A 15,116-nucleotide genomic window follows, 5' to 3' on the forward strand; every position below is an offset into this window, starting at 1 on the left:
CGCTTACCCGGGCTACCATCGAGGCCTGACGTCCGGAGTGCCCTTGATGCGTCCATTGATCCTGCCGGCGATGCTCGCGGCATTGCTGGCCTCGCCAGCCCACGCGCAGTCGCCCGATGCCACCGATGCCGCCACTGCGGTGCAGCCGCAAGTCGTGGCCTGGCGCCGCGACTTCCACCAGCATCCCGAGCTGGGCAACCAGGAAGTCCGCACCGCGCGCGTGATCGCCGAGCAGTTGCGCAAGCTTGGCCTGCAACCGCGCACCGGCATCGCCCATACCGGCGTCGTCGCCGTGCTCAAGGGCGGCCGGCCCGGTCCGCGGATTGCCATTCGCGCCGACATGGACGCGCTGCCGGTGACCGAGCAGACCGGCCTGCCGTTCGCATCGAAGGTGACCTCGCAGTACCGCGGCCAGCCGGTGGGCGTGATGCACGCCTGCGGCCACGACGCCCATGTCGCGATCCTGCTGGGCGTGGCGACCGCGCTGGCGGCGCAGAAGCAGGACCTGCCGGGCGAGGTGATGTTCGTGTTCCAGCCGGCCGAGGAAGGCCCACCGAACCCAGGCGACACCTTCGGCGCCAGGCTGATGCTCGACGAGGGCGTATTCCGCGACTTCAAGCCCGATGCGGTGTTCGGCCTGCATGTCTGGGCCGGCCTGCCGGTCGGGCAGGTCGGCGTGCGCAGCGGGCCGATGCTCGCCGCCGCCGACGAATGGAGCCTGACGGTCAACGGCAAGCAGACCCACGGTTCGCGGCCGTGGGACGGCGTCGATCCGATCACCGTCGCCGCGCAGATCCTGCTCGGCACGCAGAGCCTGATCGCGCGCCAGGTCAACATCGCCGCGACGCCGGTGGTGCTGACCGCCGGACAGTTCAATGCCGGCGTGCGCTTCAACATCATCCCCGACGAGGCGCGTGTGGTCGGCACGCTGCGCACGTTCGACGCCAAGGTGCGCGAAGACGTGATCGCGCGCTTCCGCCGTACCGCCGAGGATTTCGCCCACGCCAGCGGCGCGACCGCGACGCTCGACGTGGCCAGCAATGCACCGGCGACGATCAACGACCCCGCGCTGACCACGCGCATGCGGCCGTCGCTGCAGCGTGCGGTCGGCGCCGACAACGTCGTCGAGATGCCGATGGTGACCGTGGCCGAGGACTTCGCCCAGTTCGCCAACACCGTGCCGGGCCTGTACTTCTTCGTCGGCTCCACGTCCGCCGGCACCGATCCGGCGCACGCGCCGATCAACCATTCGCCGCAGTTCCTGCTCGACGAGCAGTCGCTCGATGTCGGCACGCGCGCGATGCTGCAGGTGGCGCTGGATTACCTGCGCGGCGGCAGCTGACCGCAACGGCAAACCCCATTCCTTGAACCTCTGCTGCAGTCACCGGCTGCGGCACCGCACACTCCGGAGTCCTCGATGCGTCGTCCCGCCCTGCACGTCCTGCCTGCATTCATTGCCGCCCTGCTGGCTTCCCCGGCCCATGCCGTCGAGGGCGCGGCCCAGTCCGCCAGCGAGCGGCCCGAGGTCACCGCCGCAGCCAAGGCGGTGCAGCAGAAGGTGGTCGCCTGGCGCCGCGACTTCCACCAGCACCCGGAACTGTCCAATCGCGAGACCCGCACCGCGGCCAAGGTCGCCGAGCACCTGCGCGCGCTCGGCCTGAAGCCCGTGACCGGCATCGCCCACAATGGCGTCGTGGCGATCATCCAGGGCGGCAAGCCCGGCCCGCGCGTGGCGTTGCGTGCCGACATGGACGCGCTGCCGGTGACCGAGCAGGTCGACCTGCCGTTCGCATCGAAGGCCACCGCGACCTTCCGTGGCCAGACGGTCGGCGTCATGCACGCCTGCGGCCACGACGCCCACACCGGCATCCTGCTCGGCATCGCCGACGCGCTGGTGAAGATGAAGGCCGACCTGCCCGGCTCGGTGATGCTGGTGTTCCAGCCGTCCGAGGAGGGCGCACCCGATGGCGAGGAAGGCGGCGCCTCGCTGATGCTGGAAGAAGGCGTGTTCAAGACCTTCAAGCCCGATGCGATGTTCGGCCTGCACGTGTTCTCGACCCTGCAGGCCGGTCAGATCGGCGTTCGCCAGGGCCCGCTGATGGCGGCTTCGGACAAGTTCACCATCAAGATCAAGGGCCGGCAGACGCACGGCTCGCGGCCGTGGGGCGGCATCGATCCGATCGTCGCCGCGGCCGACGTGATCGGCACCGCGCAGACCATCGTCAGCCGCCGCATCGACATCGCCAGGCTGCCGGCCGTGGTGACCTTCGGCGCGATCAACGGCGGCATCCGCTACAACATCATTCCCGACGAAGTCGAAATGGTCGGCACCATCCGCACCTTCGATGAAGGCATGCGGCAGAAGATCTTCAGCGACCTGAAGAACGTCGCCGAGCACGTCAGCGTCGCCAACGGCGCCACGGCCGTCGCCAATGTCCCCGACAGCGAGGGCAACCCGGTGACGGTCAACAATCCGGCGCTGACCGCGCGCATGCTGCCCAGCCTGCAGGCGGTGGCCGGCGCCGGCAACGTGGTCGAGCCCTCGCTGCAGATGGGCGCCGAGGACTTCTCGTACTTCGCCAGGGAAGTGCCGTCGATGTTCTTCTTCGTCGGCGCCACCGCCAAGGGCACCGACCCGGTGACCGCGCCGAGCAACCACTCGCCGCAGTTCGCACTGGACGAGTCGGCGCTGGACCTGGGGCTGCGCGCGCTGCTGCAGGTGACGCTGGATTACCTGCACCAGCCGCAGGCGGTTGCCGTGGCGCAGGCCGGCAACGACTGAGGCGCCGGCTCAGCCAAGCTCCTTCACCGAATGCGGATCCATCGCGTACGGGTGCACCTGCGCCAGGTGCCCCGGCTGTGCACGTACGCGGTCGATCCACGCGCACAGGTCTGGATACGTGGCCAGGTCGAATCCCGCTTCATCGGCAACCCCGACATACGCGAACAGCGCGATGTCGGCGATGCCGTAGCGGTCGCCGGCGATGTAGTCGCGCGTCGACAACTCGCGTTCGAGTATCGCCAGCGCATTGGCGCCGGCTGCCCGCTTCATCGCCACCAGCGCCTCTGGCCGGCGTGACAGCTTCCCCGTCAGCGTCCAGTGGCGCAGGGCGCCGATCTGGCTCTCGATGCGTTCCTGCTCGAACGACAGCCATTGCCAGGTCCTGGCCCGCCCGTAGGCATCGTCGGGCAGGTACTGGCTCCCTTCGGCCAGGTACATCAGGATCGCGTTCGACTCGGCGAGCGTGCGGCCATCGTCGAGTTCGATGGCCGGCACGGTGCCGGTGGGGCTGATCGCCAGGAAGTCGGGCTGGCGGCCCTGGCCCTCGAAGATGCTGACAGGGCGGGTCTGCCAGGGCCGCCCGAGCTGCTGCAGCAGCTGGCGGACCTTCCAGGCATTGCGTGAGGGCAGGTAGTCGTAAAGGGTGAGCATCGGGCGGCCCGGCGTGATCGATGGCGACAGTCTCGACCGCCGCCCTCGCGGCCGATATCCGTTCCTTGCGCTGCCTTGCCCCGCTTGCCGGTCAGGTTCGTGCGTGCCGGCGCGGGTAAAATCACCGCCATGACCGCCCAAGACCTGCCGCTCGGCCGCCACGTCGACTACCCGCGCGAGTACGACGCCTCCCTGCTGTTCCCGATCGCCCGGGCGCTCGGCCGGGGCGATATCGGCATCGACGACAACGCACTGCCGTTCATCGGCGTGGACCGCTGGCATGCCTACGAACTGAGCTGGCTCGACGGCCACGGCAAGCCGCACGTCGGCACCGCGACGATCACGGTGCCGGCGACCTCGCCGAACCTGGTCGAGTCGAAGTCGCTGAAGCTGTATCTCAACTCGTTCAACTCCACGCGTTTCGACAGCGACCAGGCGGTGCGCGAGCGCATGGCCGCCGACCTGTCCGCTGCCGCCGGTGCACAGGTGGACGTTGCGTTCGGCCTGCCGCCGATCGACGAGAGCGCCGACAACGCGGTGGTCGATTGCATCGACGGCCTCGATGTCGCCATCGACGACTATGGCCCGCCCCATGCCGGCCATCTCAGCGTGGACCCGGCACAGATCGTCAGCGAAACACTGACCAGCTCGCTGTTGAAGTCGAACTGCCCGGTCACCGGCCAGCCCGACTGGGCACGCGTGGTGATCTCCTACCACGGTGCGAAACTCGATCGCGCCGGCCTGCTGCGCTACCTGGTGTCGTTCCGCGATCACGCCGAATTCCACGAGCAGTGCGTGGAGCGCATCTTCGCCGACCTGACCGCGCATGCTTCGCCGCAACGGCTTTCGGTGGAAGCCCGCTACACCCGTCGCGGCGGCCTGGACATCAATCCGTGGCGCGCGGCACCGGGCACCGCGCAACCCACCGCAGGTCGCGACGAGAGGCAGTAAACAGCGGCGTGCATCACAACGCTAATGACTTGTGACGGAGCTCACCCGGTCGCCATATTTCCTTAACAAGGCGCATGTCATGGTGCTTCGGCCATTCCGGCAGGAGCCACCCACCCATGACCACACCGGATAAGAAAGCCGATTTCTCCGGCGTCAGCGCCAACGTCGACACCACCGCCGAGAAGGTCGAAAAGGCCGATTTCTCAGGCGTGAACGCATCCGTCGACACCACCGCCGAGAAGGTCGGTGAGCAGACCTACACCGTCGCCAAGGGCGACACGCTTTCGCATATCGCCAAGCAGTTCTACGGCAGCGCGAACAAGTGGAACGCGATCTTCGAAGCCAATCGCGACCAGCTCGACGATCCCGACAGGATCCAGCCCGGCCAGGTGCTGAAGATCCCGCCGCAGGACTGACGTCGCCATTGCTTCCCTTCCCCATTCCCCTTTGCGCCAAGAGTTCCAAGGAGATCGACTCATGATCAATCGCAATCGCCTGCACTACGCCGTGGCAGTCGCCTTGCTGGCATCGCTCGCCATGGTGGGCTGCAAGAAGAAGGAAGAACCCGTTGCAGTAACGCCACCGCCGGTCGAGACGGCGCCGGTGGCACCGGCCGAGCCGATGCCGGCACCGGTTCCGGCCGGAGTGGCCGTCACCAGCGTGACCCTGGGCACCGCCACGGGCGCAGACAAGAAGATCACCGCACCGACGATGGCCTTCACACCCAACGACAAGATCATCGTGTCGGTGGCCACCGATGGCACCGCGAGCAATGCCGAAGTTGCCACGCGCCTGGTCTATCAGGATGGCCAGACCGCCGGCGACATGAAGCAGGCGCTCAACACCACTGGCGCGGAAACGACCAACTTCGAGTTCACCAACGCCAATCCGTGGCCGGCAGGCAAGTACAAGGCCGAAGTCACCGTCAACGGTGCGCCGGCCTCGACCACGGAGTTCGAGATCAAGTAACGCACACCAGAACCCTCTCTCCCCCACCCCATGGTGGGCAAGCATGGGCGCGGTCCTTTGCCGCGCCCCTTTTTTTGGGCGCTGTGAATGCGTAGCCCGGGTAAGCGAAGCGCACCCGGGACCTGCACGGCTCCCGGGTGCGGCCGTTGGCCTTGCCCGGGCTACCGGAACAATCATGTGGGGTTGAGAACATCGGACATCAGCGCGACGGGAACTCGCCGTCGACGTAGTACCAGCGCCCGTCCTCGCGCACGAACCGGCTCAGCTCATGCAGCCGCACCGCCGCGGCGCCGCCCACCTTGTAGCGGGCCACGAACTCGACGATGGCGCTGTCAGCACCGGTCATTGCATGCCGCTTCACCTCCAGCCCGAGCCAGCGGGTCGCTGCGCTGTCGCCCAGGTCGAGCGGCGACGGCCGGGTATCGGCATGCCAGGTCGCACGCAGGTAGTCACTGTCGCCCAGGACGTAGGCGCTGTAACGCGAGCGCATCAGGGCTTCGGCCGTGGCGGCGGCCACGCCGGCATGGAGCGGGCCGCAGCAATCGGCGTACGGTCGGCCGAGACCGCAGGGACAGGTGGCGGACATGGGCGCGCGACGCTGAATCGGGGAGATGGCGCATTCTCGGCGAGAAAACACGCATGCGACTACCATGTCGCGTTTCTGTGATCGCGAGTTTCCCCCGATGAAAGCCCCCGCCTATCTCGACGACACCCAGATCGAACAACTGGCCGAGCTGCTGGAACAGCGCGCGGTGCCCTTCAAGGGCTTCAACCTGGAAGCGCTCGACGGCTACCTGTCCGCACTCGCGGTCGGCCCGGAGGTCATTGCGTTCGAGCAGTGGCAGGGCCCGGTCTGGGGCACGCAGCCGCGCTGGAAGGACGACGAGGAGCGCGAGCACGTCGAAGCCCTGCTGCAGGGCCACTGGAACATGGTCAGCCAGCGCGTGCGTTTCGGCGACGATGACCTGCCCGACCATCTGGCACCGCTGCTGTGGCTGCCCGAGGACCCGGAAGAGGAACAAGAGGACGACCTCGACGTCGGTCGCGACTGGGCGTTCGGCTTCTTCCGTGGCGTTGAGCTGAGCGAGATCCCCTGGGACACCTGGCTGGACGAGCATGAGTGGATCGACGAGATCTTCCTGCGCTTCGACCGCCTGGCCAGCGGCGAGATCATCGGCGAGGACCCGGAGCAGCCCGGCACGCCGGTCAGCTACCGCGAGCGCCTGGAGATCATCGCCAGCCTGCCCGGCATGCTCGCCGACCTGCACCACCAGCGCATCGAGTCGCTGACCCCGCGCGAGCCGATCCGCCGCGAGGCGACGCCCGACCGCAACGAGCCGTGTCCGTGTGGCAGCGGCAAGAAGTACAAGAAGTGCTGCGGGGCGGGCTGACAGGCCAGAACGCCGGCGTATGGAGCCGGGCGGCGCACACACTGTTGCGTCCCGGCGCTTTGCCCACCCCCGCCTAAACCGCGACAATGCGACGGTTGCGCGCCTGCGGGCGCGCGTCGCCATCGGCATCACCGGCGTGAATCTCCCGGTGCTGCCCGGCCTGCCCAGGCCTCCCGACCACACTGCATCCGCGAGCGAGTCACGCCGACATGTCCCAAGCCACCATGACCCCCAAGATCATCTATACGCTCACCGACGAAGCGCCGTTCCTGGCCACGCAGTCGCTGCTGCCGATCGTCGCGGCGTATACCGCCACCGCGGGAATCGAAGTGGAGACGCGCGACATCTCGCTGGCCGGTCGCATCCTGTCGCAGTTCCCTGACTTCCTGAAGGACGACCAGAAGATCGGCGACCACCTGGCCGAGCTGGGCGAACTGGCGACCACGCCCGACGCCAACATCATCAAGCTGCCCAACATCAGCGCCTCGGTGCCGCAGCTCAAGGCCGCCATCGTCGAGCTGCAGCAGCAGGGCTATGCGCTGCCGGACTACCCGGAAGAGCCGCAGGGCGAACGCGAGAACGAGATCAAGGCCCGCTACGACAAGATCAAGGGCAGCGCGGTCAACCCGGTGCTGCGCGAAGGCAACTCCGACCGCCGCGCGCCTGCGTCGGTGAAGCAGTACGCACGCAAGCACCCGCACCGCATGGGCGCGTGGAAGAGCGATTGCAAGTCGCACGTCGCGCACATGGACGGCGGCGACTTCTACGGCAGCGAGCAGTCGCGCCTGATCGAGCAGGCCGGCTCCGTCTCGATCGACCTGGTCGGCAAGGACGGCCGCCGCCACATGCTCAAGACCAACATCAAGGTCAAGGCCGGCGAGCTGATCGACGCTTCGGTGATGAGCGCATCCGCGCTGTCGCGCTTCGTCGACGCGCAGATCGAGGATGCCAGGGCGCAGGGCGTGCTGTTCTCGCTGCACCTGAAGGCGACGATGATGAAGGTCTCCGATCCGATCATGTTCGGCATCGTGGTCAAGCGTTACTACAGTGACGTGCTGGCCAAGCACGGCAAGGAACTCGAGCAGGCCGGCTTCGATGCCAACAACGGCATCGGCGACCTGTACTCGCGCCTGTCGTCGCTGCCGGCCGACGTCGCCGCGGCGATCGAGACCGACATCGTCACCGAGTACACCCGTCGCCCGGCGCTGGCGATGGTCAACTCCGACAAGGGCATCACCAACCTGCACGTGCCCAGCGACGTGATCGTCGACGCTTCGATGCCGGCGATGATCCGCGACTCGGGCTGCATGTGGAACAACGACGGCAAGCTGCAGGACACCAAGGCGGTGATCCCGGACCGCTGCTATGCCGGCATCTACCAGGCGGTGATCGACGACTGCAAGACCAACGGCGCCTTCGATCCGGCGACGATGGGCAGCGTGCCCAACGTCGGCCTGATGGCGCAGAAGGCCGAGGAATACGGCTCCCACGACAAGACCTTCCAGATTCCTGCCGACGGCACCGTGCACGTGCTGGACGAAGCCGGCAACGTGCTGATGCAGCACGAGGTCGAAGCCGGCGACATCTGGCGCATGTGCCAGACCAAGGACGCGCCGATCCAGGACTGGGTCAAGCTCGCCGTCAACCGCGCGCGCCTGAGCCACACGCCGGCGGTGTTCTGGCTCGACCCGCAGCGCGCGCACGACGCCAACGTGATCGCCAAGGTCGAGCGTTACCTCAAGGACCACGACACCAGCGGCCTGGACATCCGCATCCTCGCCCCGGTCGATGCGATGAAGCTGTCGCTCGAGCGCATCCGCAAGGGCCAGGACACCATCTCGGTGACCGGCAACGTGCTGCGTGACTACCTGACCGACCTGTTCCCGATCATGGAGCTTGGCACCAGCGCCAAGATGCTGTCGATCGTGCCGCTGATGGCCGGCGGTGGCCTGTTCGAGACCGGCGCCGGCGGCTCGGCACCCAAGCACGTGCAGCAGTTCGTCGAAGAGGACTACCTGCGCTGGGATTCGCTCGGCGAGTTCCTCGCGCTGGCCGCTTCGATCGAGCACATGGCCGACCGTTACGGCGACGCGCGTGCGCGCGTGCTGGCCGACGCGCTCGACGCCGCCAACGGCAAGTTCCTCGACAACGACAAGTCACCCTCGCGCAAGGTCGGCGGCATCGACAACCGCGGCAGCCACTTCTACCTGGCGATGTACTGGGCGCAGGCACTGGCGGCGCAGGACGCGGACGCCGGCCTGAAGGCGCGCTTCGCCAAGCTCGCCGCGGTGCTGGAGAGCAACGAAGCGAAGATCGTCGAAGAACTGGCGGCGGTGCAGGGCAAGCCGGTGGAGATCGGCGGCTACTACCACCCGGATGTAACGCTGATGTCGAAGGCGATGCGCCCGAGCGCGACGTTCAATGCGGCGGTGGCGGCGCTGTAAGGCCGAGCTGCCGTTGGTGTGAGAGGAAGGCCCGGCGCGAGTCGGGCCTTTTCTTTGGTGCGGACGTCAGGGCAACGTCCGTGGATCCCCGCGTTCGCCAGGATGACGGTGATGCGCGCGTGGGTCAGCGCGACGGCGGCGCCGAAGGCCGAACATACGGCAGGCTCGCATTCCGATCCCGCTCCAGCTCCCGCTGCTGGAACAACCGGTTCGCCTTCTCCTCCGTCATCTCGAACTTCGGCGCCACGTACGGCAGCAGCAGGCGCAGCCACGAACGGCTGATCCGCCGTGCCTCCTCCGGGCAACCCTTGGCACGCGCCTCCGGCAGATCGCCATTGGTGACGATGCTCAGGTACCGCGCCGGATCGCTGCCATACAACAGGCACTGCAGATTGAAATAGCGCTGCTCGCCGAGCGCATGCTCGTCGGCGTAGGCATCCAGGTTGTACTCACCCGTGCTGCGCGCCAGGAACCAGTTCGACGCCATGCGCAGGTTATCGGTGACCACGGTCGTCGACTCGTCGAGCCCGGCAAAACGCAGCATCAGCGTCGTGGCCAGCTGGTCGACCGCGTCTTCCTCGCGGCCGGTGATCGGGATCTGCAGCATGTTGATCAGCGCATGGCCGGTCTCGTGCAGGATGATGAAGCGCACGTTGGCTTCCAGGTAACGCTGCGCATAGCCGTCGCCGAGCTTGTTCTGCGCGGCCATCTCGCGACCGCGTTCGAGCAGTACCTTCATCGTCTCGTAGCACATCACCACTTCGCCGCGCTCGGGCGAGTAGAACGCATTGGGTTCGCCGCACTCGGCGGTGAGGTAGTTGATCTGGCGCGGCAGCATCAGCATGCCGTCGATGGCCTGCACTTCCGGCAGCTTGTGCAGCATGTCGCCGTCATGGGCGAGCTTGTAGTACTCCTCCAGCGCGGGGGTCTTCGGCTTGACGTACTCGTAGCCGAACTGCACGCCACCCACCTTGGTCTCGGCGTCGGCGGCCTTGCCGAACACGACAGGCTTGAGCGCGGCCAGTTCGTCGGTGACCGCCTTCTCGGCTTCGGCGCGACCTTCGATCCGGCCTTCGGCGCGTGCCGCAGCCAGCTTCGCCGGCTCGCGCTTGGCGACGATGAGCGAATAGCCGAAGGCGCCGCTGACCGCTCCAAGGGCCAACGACAACGTGACGATCAGGACTCTTGGCGACATGCGCTTCCCCGTTGCGCTTCACAGTTGTGGCGAACCACGCGCCACGCCCGGATCGTAACGGCTTGGGAGGCCCGGCGGAACCGCCCTCTCGTTCAGGTGCCGTGGACTTCGGCGACGGTAGGCTCAGGGCGGATGCGCACCGCCCACATCACGCCGGCGATCAGCAGCGCGATGCCCAGCAGGGTCAGCGCGCCCGGCATCCGGCCGCGCAGCGCGAAGGCATAGGCCAGCGCCGCCAGCGTCTCGAACACGATCAGCTGCCCGGCCAGCGCGGTCGGCAAGCGCTGGCTGGCCTCGTTCCAGCAGGTCGTGCCCAGCCAGGAGGCAAACAGACCGATCGCCGCCATCAGGCCGATGAAGAACCAGGGTCGCGGACCGAAGGGCATCGTGAAGTCGGCACCGGCCAGCGCCATGCCTATCCACAGCAGGCCATAGCCCGCCGCGGCCAGTGGCAAGGTGGCCACGCCCTGCGCGGTTGCCCAGGTGCGCGGGCTGCGGTCCGGGTGGGCGCGGAGCCAGTCGGCGTTGCGCAGCGGATACCAGGTCCAGCAGGCGACGGCGACGATCGCCAGCAGCGCGCCCTGGGCGTAGCGGAGCGGATCGGCGCCGGGATCGGCGCGCAGTGCCTGCAGCTCGACATGGTTCACGCAGCCGATGCCGGCGGCGATCAGCAACAGCGACGGCAGCAGCGCGCGCCACGGCAAGCGGCCGTCACGCCGGTGGTCGCGCAGGTTCGCGCTGATCGCGATCACCACCGGCAAGGTACCGATGATCATCGTCGGCAACGGCGCTCCGGCGCGCTGGATCGCGCTGGCCAGGCACAGGTAGTAGACGAGGTTGCCGACGATGGCCAGCTTCAGCGCCTCGATCCAGTCGCTGCGCGTGAGGCGCCGCAACGCGGCGCGGTCCATCCACGCCAGCGGCAGCGCGATCAGGCCGAAGGCGAGGTAGCGGCCCACTGACTGCAGTGCCGCCGGGTACTCCGGCAGCAGCAGCGGGCCGACGAAGACCAGGCCCCACATCAGGCCGGCAGCTAGCGCGTAGAGGGTTCCAATCCACATGGGCGCAGCTTGCGCGGTGGCAGGCCTGCTGTCTTGAACCAGATTGCGGTCCGGCCGATCCGCGGCGCTGCTACGACTGCACCTGCTGCCGGTAGCGCGCCGGCGTGACGCCGTAGCGACGGGCGAAGGCGCGCGTGAGGTGGGCCTGGTCGCTCAGGCCGACGGCCGCCGCCACGCGTGCGGGTGCCTGGCCGCCCGCCAGCAAGCGCTTGGCTTCGAACAAGCGCAGCGCCATCAGCATCTGCTGCGGCGTAGCGTGGTGGACCGCGCGGAAGCTGCGCAGGAAGTGGAACGGGCTCAGCCCCGCCACTCCCGCCAGTTCATCCAGCGTCATCGAACGCTCGAGGTTCGCGCGCAGGTAATCAATGACCGGGGTGAATCGCGGCGCGGCTTGGCGTGCCATCGGCGGCCGCCGCGCCTGGCGGGCGAATGCGTCCAGCAACTGCGACAGCAGGCTGTCGAACGCCAGCGGCTCGCCTGCCTGCCACAGGCCGTCGAGCAGCGCCGTCACCTTTCGCGCGCTTGCCGGATCGTGGGCGACCGCGTCGGCGAACCACCAGCCGCGCTCGCCGGTGACGGCTTCCACCACGTCCGGATCGATGTAGGCCATGCGGTAGCGCCAGCCGCCGTCGGTCTCGGCGCGCCCGGTGTGCAGCGCGTCGGGATTCATCAGCACCAGCGAGTCCGGCGGCGCCAGGTGCTCGCTGCCGTGGTAGCGGAAGCGTTCGACCCCTGACTCGATCGCGCCCAGGCCAAAGGCTTCGTGCGTGTGCGGCTCGAAGGCGTGGCGGACGATGTGCGCGCGATACAGCTCGATGCCGCGGCGGTGCGCCGGCCGGCGGAACTGCGCCACGTCCTGCGGATGCTCGAACTGGAGAGGGACGCCTTGCATGTGCCGATGATGCCACTGGCGGCCCGCGCAGGCCGCCCTGCCCGCGGCGCCATGCACTCGACGCCATGCCCGCGACGACGGCGTGCATGGCGGAGTGGAGGTCAGTAACGCGCCAGGTGCAGTGGCGGATAGACCAGCGGCGGCTCGGCCTCGAGCGCGCGGGCGAACGCCGCTTCATCGATGTCATCGCCATGAAGACCTGCGCTGGACAGGGCAAAGGCGCGCGGCGGGTTGGCGCGGCGCGCGTAGCGCTGGGCAAACAACGGCGCGCCGAACGCCAGCTCATGATCGGTCGGACCGGTATCGCGCAGGGACTCGTTCTTGAACAGCTGCATGGCATTACTCCGTGGGGGAGGGAGTAGCCGAGCCCTGGCACCGTCCGTGGCGCCGCCTCGACTTCGTGTCCACGCTACCGGCCGGCCGTGACATCACGCCTTCGCGGGCATTGCGGTTTTGTTCCGTCTGTCCTTCGCCGCGTTCAGGCGCAGCAGCCGATGGCACAGGCGTCGAGCTCGGGCGCGGACCGCGCCTCCTCGACCCGGCGCGCGGCGCGCGCGTGGCCCAGCGGGGCGAAGTACTTCTCCGACGCAGCGCGGTTGCCGTAGCCGTGCGAGTAACGGTCGTCGTCCTCGTCGAAGGGATGCGGGTCGGCCTGATGGCCCTGCAGGAACAACAGATTGGTGAAGATGTTCATGACGGACTCCCGAGAGGTATTGCCTGCCTGGCGTGGACAACTTCCTTGAACAGGTTGCAAGATAGGCCTGCTTGATTCGAAGAAAAAGCGACACTTTTGCAAACCAGCCTTGAGCGCACCTCAAGGCTTGAGGCCCCATCCCAAGCCATGGAAGCCGTCGAATGAGTCGTCCGCCCCTGCAGTCACTGATCGGATTCGCGGCCGCCGCGCGCATGGGCAACCTCACCCGCGCGGCCGAGTCGATGCACCTGACCGTCAGCGCCCTGAGCCACCAGATCCGCGCGATCGAGGAACGGCTCGGGCGTCGTCTGTTCGTCCGCGGTGCCCGTGGCGTGCGCCTCACCGATGACGGCCAGGCGTTGTACGAACGCATCGCACCGCACCTGGACGCAATCGAACGTGCGCTGCAGCCGCGCGTGTGCCGCGACGATTCGCTGACGATCACGCTGATGCCGTCGTTCGCATCGAGCTGGCTGATGCCGCGGTTGCCGCGCTTCCTTGCCGCGCAACCGCAGCTGGAGATCAGCCTGCAGTCGAACGTCGGCGTGGTCGACTTCGCCCGCGATACCGCGATCGATGCCGGCATCCGCTTCGGCCCGGGCAAGTGGCCGGGACTGGAAGCGGTGCACCTGTTCGACGACTGGGTGACGCCGACCGCGAGCCCGGCGCTGCTCGAACGCCTCGGCTATCCGACGCTGGAAACGCTGGGCAATTTCCCGCTGCTCGGCGCGCCCGGCGGTCGCTGGAGCGAATGGTTCGCCGAGTTCGGCGGCACGCCGCCGGAGCGCTTCGTCGCCATCCTGGATGATTCGGAGAACCTGCATCGCGCCGCCGTCGAAGGGCTCGGCATCGTGCTCGGACGGATGACACTGGCGCGACCACTGATCGAGGCCGGGCGCCTGGTGCCGCTGTTCAACGAGCGCTTCAAGGCCGAGTTCGCCCACTACCTGGTGTTCCCGCCGCGCTCGCGCGGGCACGGTGGTCTGGCGGTGTTCCGCGACTGGCTGCTGGAGGAAGCGCAGGTGTACGAGGCGGCCGAAGCGGTGCCGCCGCGTCACATAGAGCCGGCGCCCCAGTCGGGCAAAACCGCGACGCGCGGCAAGGGACGCAAGGCCAGGTGATGGCTGCGGCCGACGCTTGGGGTTAGGCTGGCGCCCCGCACCGAGTCCTGGCCTGGAGCCCGAACGCATGAAACGCACGTTGCCCGTCGTCCTGCTGTCCAGCCTGATTTCTGTCGCGCTCGCCGGCTGTGCCAGCAGCGCCGACACCACGACCGAAGCCGCTGCGGCTGCGGCTGCCCCCGCCGCTACCGCGCCTGCCGTCACCGCACCGGACAACAGCGCTGCGCTGCAGGCGGCCATTGCCGGCAGCGTCCGCGATCCGCGCAACGTCGCACGCGACCAGTATCGCCACCCGCGCGAGACCCTGGCGTTCTTCGGCGTGGCGCCGCAGCAGACCGTCATCGAGATCACCCCCGGCGCCGGCTGGTACTCCGAGATCCTCGCGCCGTACCTCAAGGACGGTGGCCATTACGTCGCCGCGGTGTGGGATGACGCCATCGCCGGCCAGCCCAAGTACCGCTACGACCTCAACAAGACCCTGCGCGGCAAGTTCGCCGGCAACGCGACCGCGTATGGCACGCCGGAAGTGCGCGTGTTCGATCCGAAGGCGCCGAACTTCGGCCCGGCCGGATCGGCCGACACCGTGCTGACCTTCCGCAACGCCCACAACTGGGTCAGCGACGGCAACGCCGAAGCGTATTTCAAGGCGTTCCACGACGTGCTCAAGCCGGGCGGCACGCTCGGCGTGGTCGATCATCGCGCCAAGCCGGGCACCGACCTGGAAGCACAGAAGAAGTCCGGTTACCTGACCGAAGCGCTGGTGATCCAGTACGCGCAGGGCGCCGGCTTCGTGCTCGAGGAGAAGAGCGAGGCCAACGCCAACGCCAAGGACACCACCGATCATCCCAACGGTGTCTGGACGCTGCCGCCGGTCAACCGCCACGACGCGGCCGATGACGCCAAGTACAAGGCGATCGGCGAAAGCGACCGGATGACGCTGCGGTTCCGCAAGGCGAAGTGACCTC

General features: G+C 68.0%; 16 protein-coding genes. 9 read left to right on the forward strand and 7 right to left on the reverse strand.

Features of this window, described 5'->3' with window-relative positions; all coding sequences use genetic code 11:
• Positions 1-46 precede the first annotated feature (46 nt).
• Together MNR01_RS10555 and MNR01_RS10560 are read left to right on the forward strand one after the other, a co-directional pair.
• Entirely contained in the window at positions 47-1,342 is a 1,296-nt protein-coding gene (locus tag MNR01_RS10555; protein WP_241917768.1) for a M20 family metallopeptidase, read from the forward strand.
• A 75-nt stretch (positions 1,343-1,417) separates the two neighbouring features.
• Positions 1,418-2,782: a M20 family metallopeptidase gene (locus MNR01_RS10560; protein WP_241917769.1), complete on the forward strand. Its 1,365-nt coding sequence runs from the start codon at positions 1,418-1,420 to the stop codon at positions 2,780-2,782.
• 9 nt (positions 2,783-2,791) lie between these two features.
• On the opposite strand, the gene MNR01_RS10565 is transcribed toward MNR01_RS10560, so the two are convergent.
• Positions 2,792-3,433, reverse strand: coding sequence for a glutathione S-transferase family protein (locus MNR01_RS10565; RefSeq protein ID WP_241917770.1), 642 nt, complete (start codon positions 3,431-3,433; stop codon positions 2,792-2,794).
• A gap of 129 nt (positions 3,434-3,562) precedes the next feature.
• On the opposite strand from MNR01_RS10565, the gene queF reads away from it, so the two are divergent.
• The 3 genes from queF (at position 3,563) to MNR01_RS10580 (ending at position 5,353) form a co-directional block, all read left to right on the forward strand.
• Positions 3,563-4,384: an NADPH-dependent 7-cyano-7-deazaguanine reductase QueF gene (gene queF / locus MNR01_RS10570; RefSeq protein WP_241917771.1), complete on the forward strand. Its 822-nt coding sequence runs from the start codon at positions 3,563-3,565 to the stop codon at positions 4,382-4,384.
• Between the two features lie 116 nt (positions 4,385-4,500).
• Entirely contained in the window at positions 4,501-4,800 is a 300-nt protein-coding gene (locus MNR01_RS10575) for a LysM peptidoglycan-binding domain-containing protein (RefSeq protein ID WP_241917772.1), read from the forward strand.
• Between the two features lie 61 nt (positions 4,801-4,861).
• Positions 4,862-5,353 (forward strand): hypothetical protein, encoded by a 492-nt coding sequence (locus MNR01_RS10580; RefSeq protein ID WP_241917773.1) that lies wholly within the window; start codon positions 4,862-4,864, stop codon positions 5,351-5,353.
• Positions 5,354-5,552: 199 nt separating this feature from the next.
• On the opposite strand, the gene MNR01_RS10585 is transcribed toward MNR01_RS10580, so the two are convergent.
• The gene (locus tag MNR01_RS10585) at positions 5,553-5,939 is read right to left on the reverse strand and encodes a YchJ family metal-binding protein (RefSeq protein WP_241917774.1); all 387 of its coding nucleotides are present in this window, start codon (positions 5,937-5,939) and stop codon (positions 5,553-5,555) included.
• Positions 5,940-6,036: 97 nt separating this feature from the next.
• Between MNR01_RS10585 and MNR01_RS10590 the strand changes: the two genes are divergently transcribed.
• Positions 6,037-6,744, forward strand: a complete 708-nt coding sequence (locus MNR01_RS10590; protein ID WP_241917775.1) for a UPF0149 family protein — start codon at positions 6,037-6,039, stop codon at positions 6,742-6,744.
• 209 nt (positions 6,745-6,953) lie between these two features.
• Entirely contained in the window at positions 6,954-9,188 is a 2,235-nt protein-coding gene (locus MNR01_RS10595) for an NADP-dependent isocitrate dehydrogenase (RefSeq protein ID WP_241917776.1), read from the forward strand.
• A 124-nt stretch (positions 9,189-9,312) separates the two neighbouring features.
• On the opposite strand, the gene MNR01_RS10600 is transcribed toward MNR01_RS10595, so the two are convergent.
• The 5 genes from MNR01_RS10600 to MNR01_RS10620 all read right to left on the reverse strand — a co-directional run bounded on the left by MNR01_RS10600 (position 9,313) and on the right by MNR01_RS10620 (position 13,030).
• Positions 9,313-10,383, reverse strand: coding sequence for a DUF4344 domain-containing metallopeptidase (locus MNR01_RS10600; protein ID WP_241917777.1), 1,071 nt, complete (start codon positions 10,381-10,383; stop codon positions 9,313-9,315).
• A 92-nt stretch (positions 10,384-10,475) separates the two neighbouring features.
• Positions 10,476-11,444 carry a DMT family transporter gene (locus MNR01_RS10605; RefSeq protein WP_241917778.1) on the reverse strand — a complete coding sequence of 323 codons (969 nt, stop codon included), beginning with the start codon at positions 11,442-11,444 and terminating at the stop codon, positions 10,476-10,478.
• A gap of 70 nt (positions 11,445-11,514) precedes the next feature.
• Positions 11,515-12,336, reverse strand: a complete 822-nt coding sequence (locus tag MNR01_RS10610) for an AraC family transcriptional regulator (protein WP_241917779.1) — start codon at positions 12,334-12,336, stop codon at positions 11,515-11,517.
• Between the two features lie 101 nt (positions 12,337-12,437).
• The gene (locus tag MNR01_RS10615; protein WP_241917780.1) at positions 12,438-12,671 is read right to left on the reverse strand and encodes a hypothetical protein; all 234 of its coding nucleotides are present in this window, start codon (positions 12,669-12,671) and stop codon (positions 12,438-12,440) included.
• A gap of 143 nt (positions 12,672-12,814) precedes the next feature.
• The gene (locus tag MNR01_RS10620) at positions 12,815-13,030 is read right to left on the reverse strand and encodes a hypothetical protein (RefSeq protein ID WP_241917781.1); all 216 of its coding nucleotides are present in this window, start codon (positions 13,028-13,030) and stop codon (positions 12,815-12,817) included.
• A gap of 161 nt (positions 13,031-13,191) precedes the next feature.
• Between MNR01_RS10620 and MNR01_RS10625 the strand changes: the two genes are divergently transcribed.
• Both MNR01_RS10625 and MNR01_RS10630 read left to right on the forward strand, forming a co-directional pair.
• On the forward strand, positions 13,192-14,151 hold the full coding sequence (locus MNR01_RS10625; protein ID WP_241917782.1) for a LysR substrate-binding domain-containing protein: 960 nt from the start codon (positions 13,192-13,194) through the stop codon (positions 14,149-14,151).
• A gap of 67 nt (positions 14,152-14,218) precedes the next feature.
• Positions 14,219-15,112, forward strand: a complete 894-nt coding sequence (locus tag MNR01_RS10630) for a methyltransferase (protein WP_241917783.1) — start codon at positions 14,219-14,221, stop codon at positions 15,110-15,112.
• The last annotated feature ends 4 nt before the right edge of the window (positions 15,113-15,116 follow it).

The organism is Lysobacter sp. S4-A87 (genome assembly GCF_022637455.1).
GTDB lineage: Bacteria > Pseudomonadota > Gammaproteobacteria > Xanthomonadales > Xanthomonadaceae > Lysobacter_J.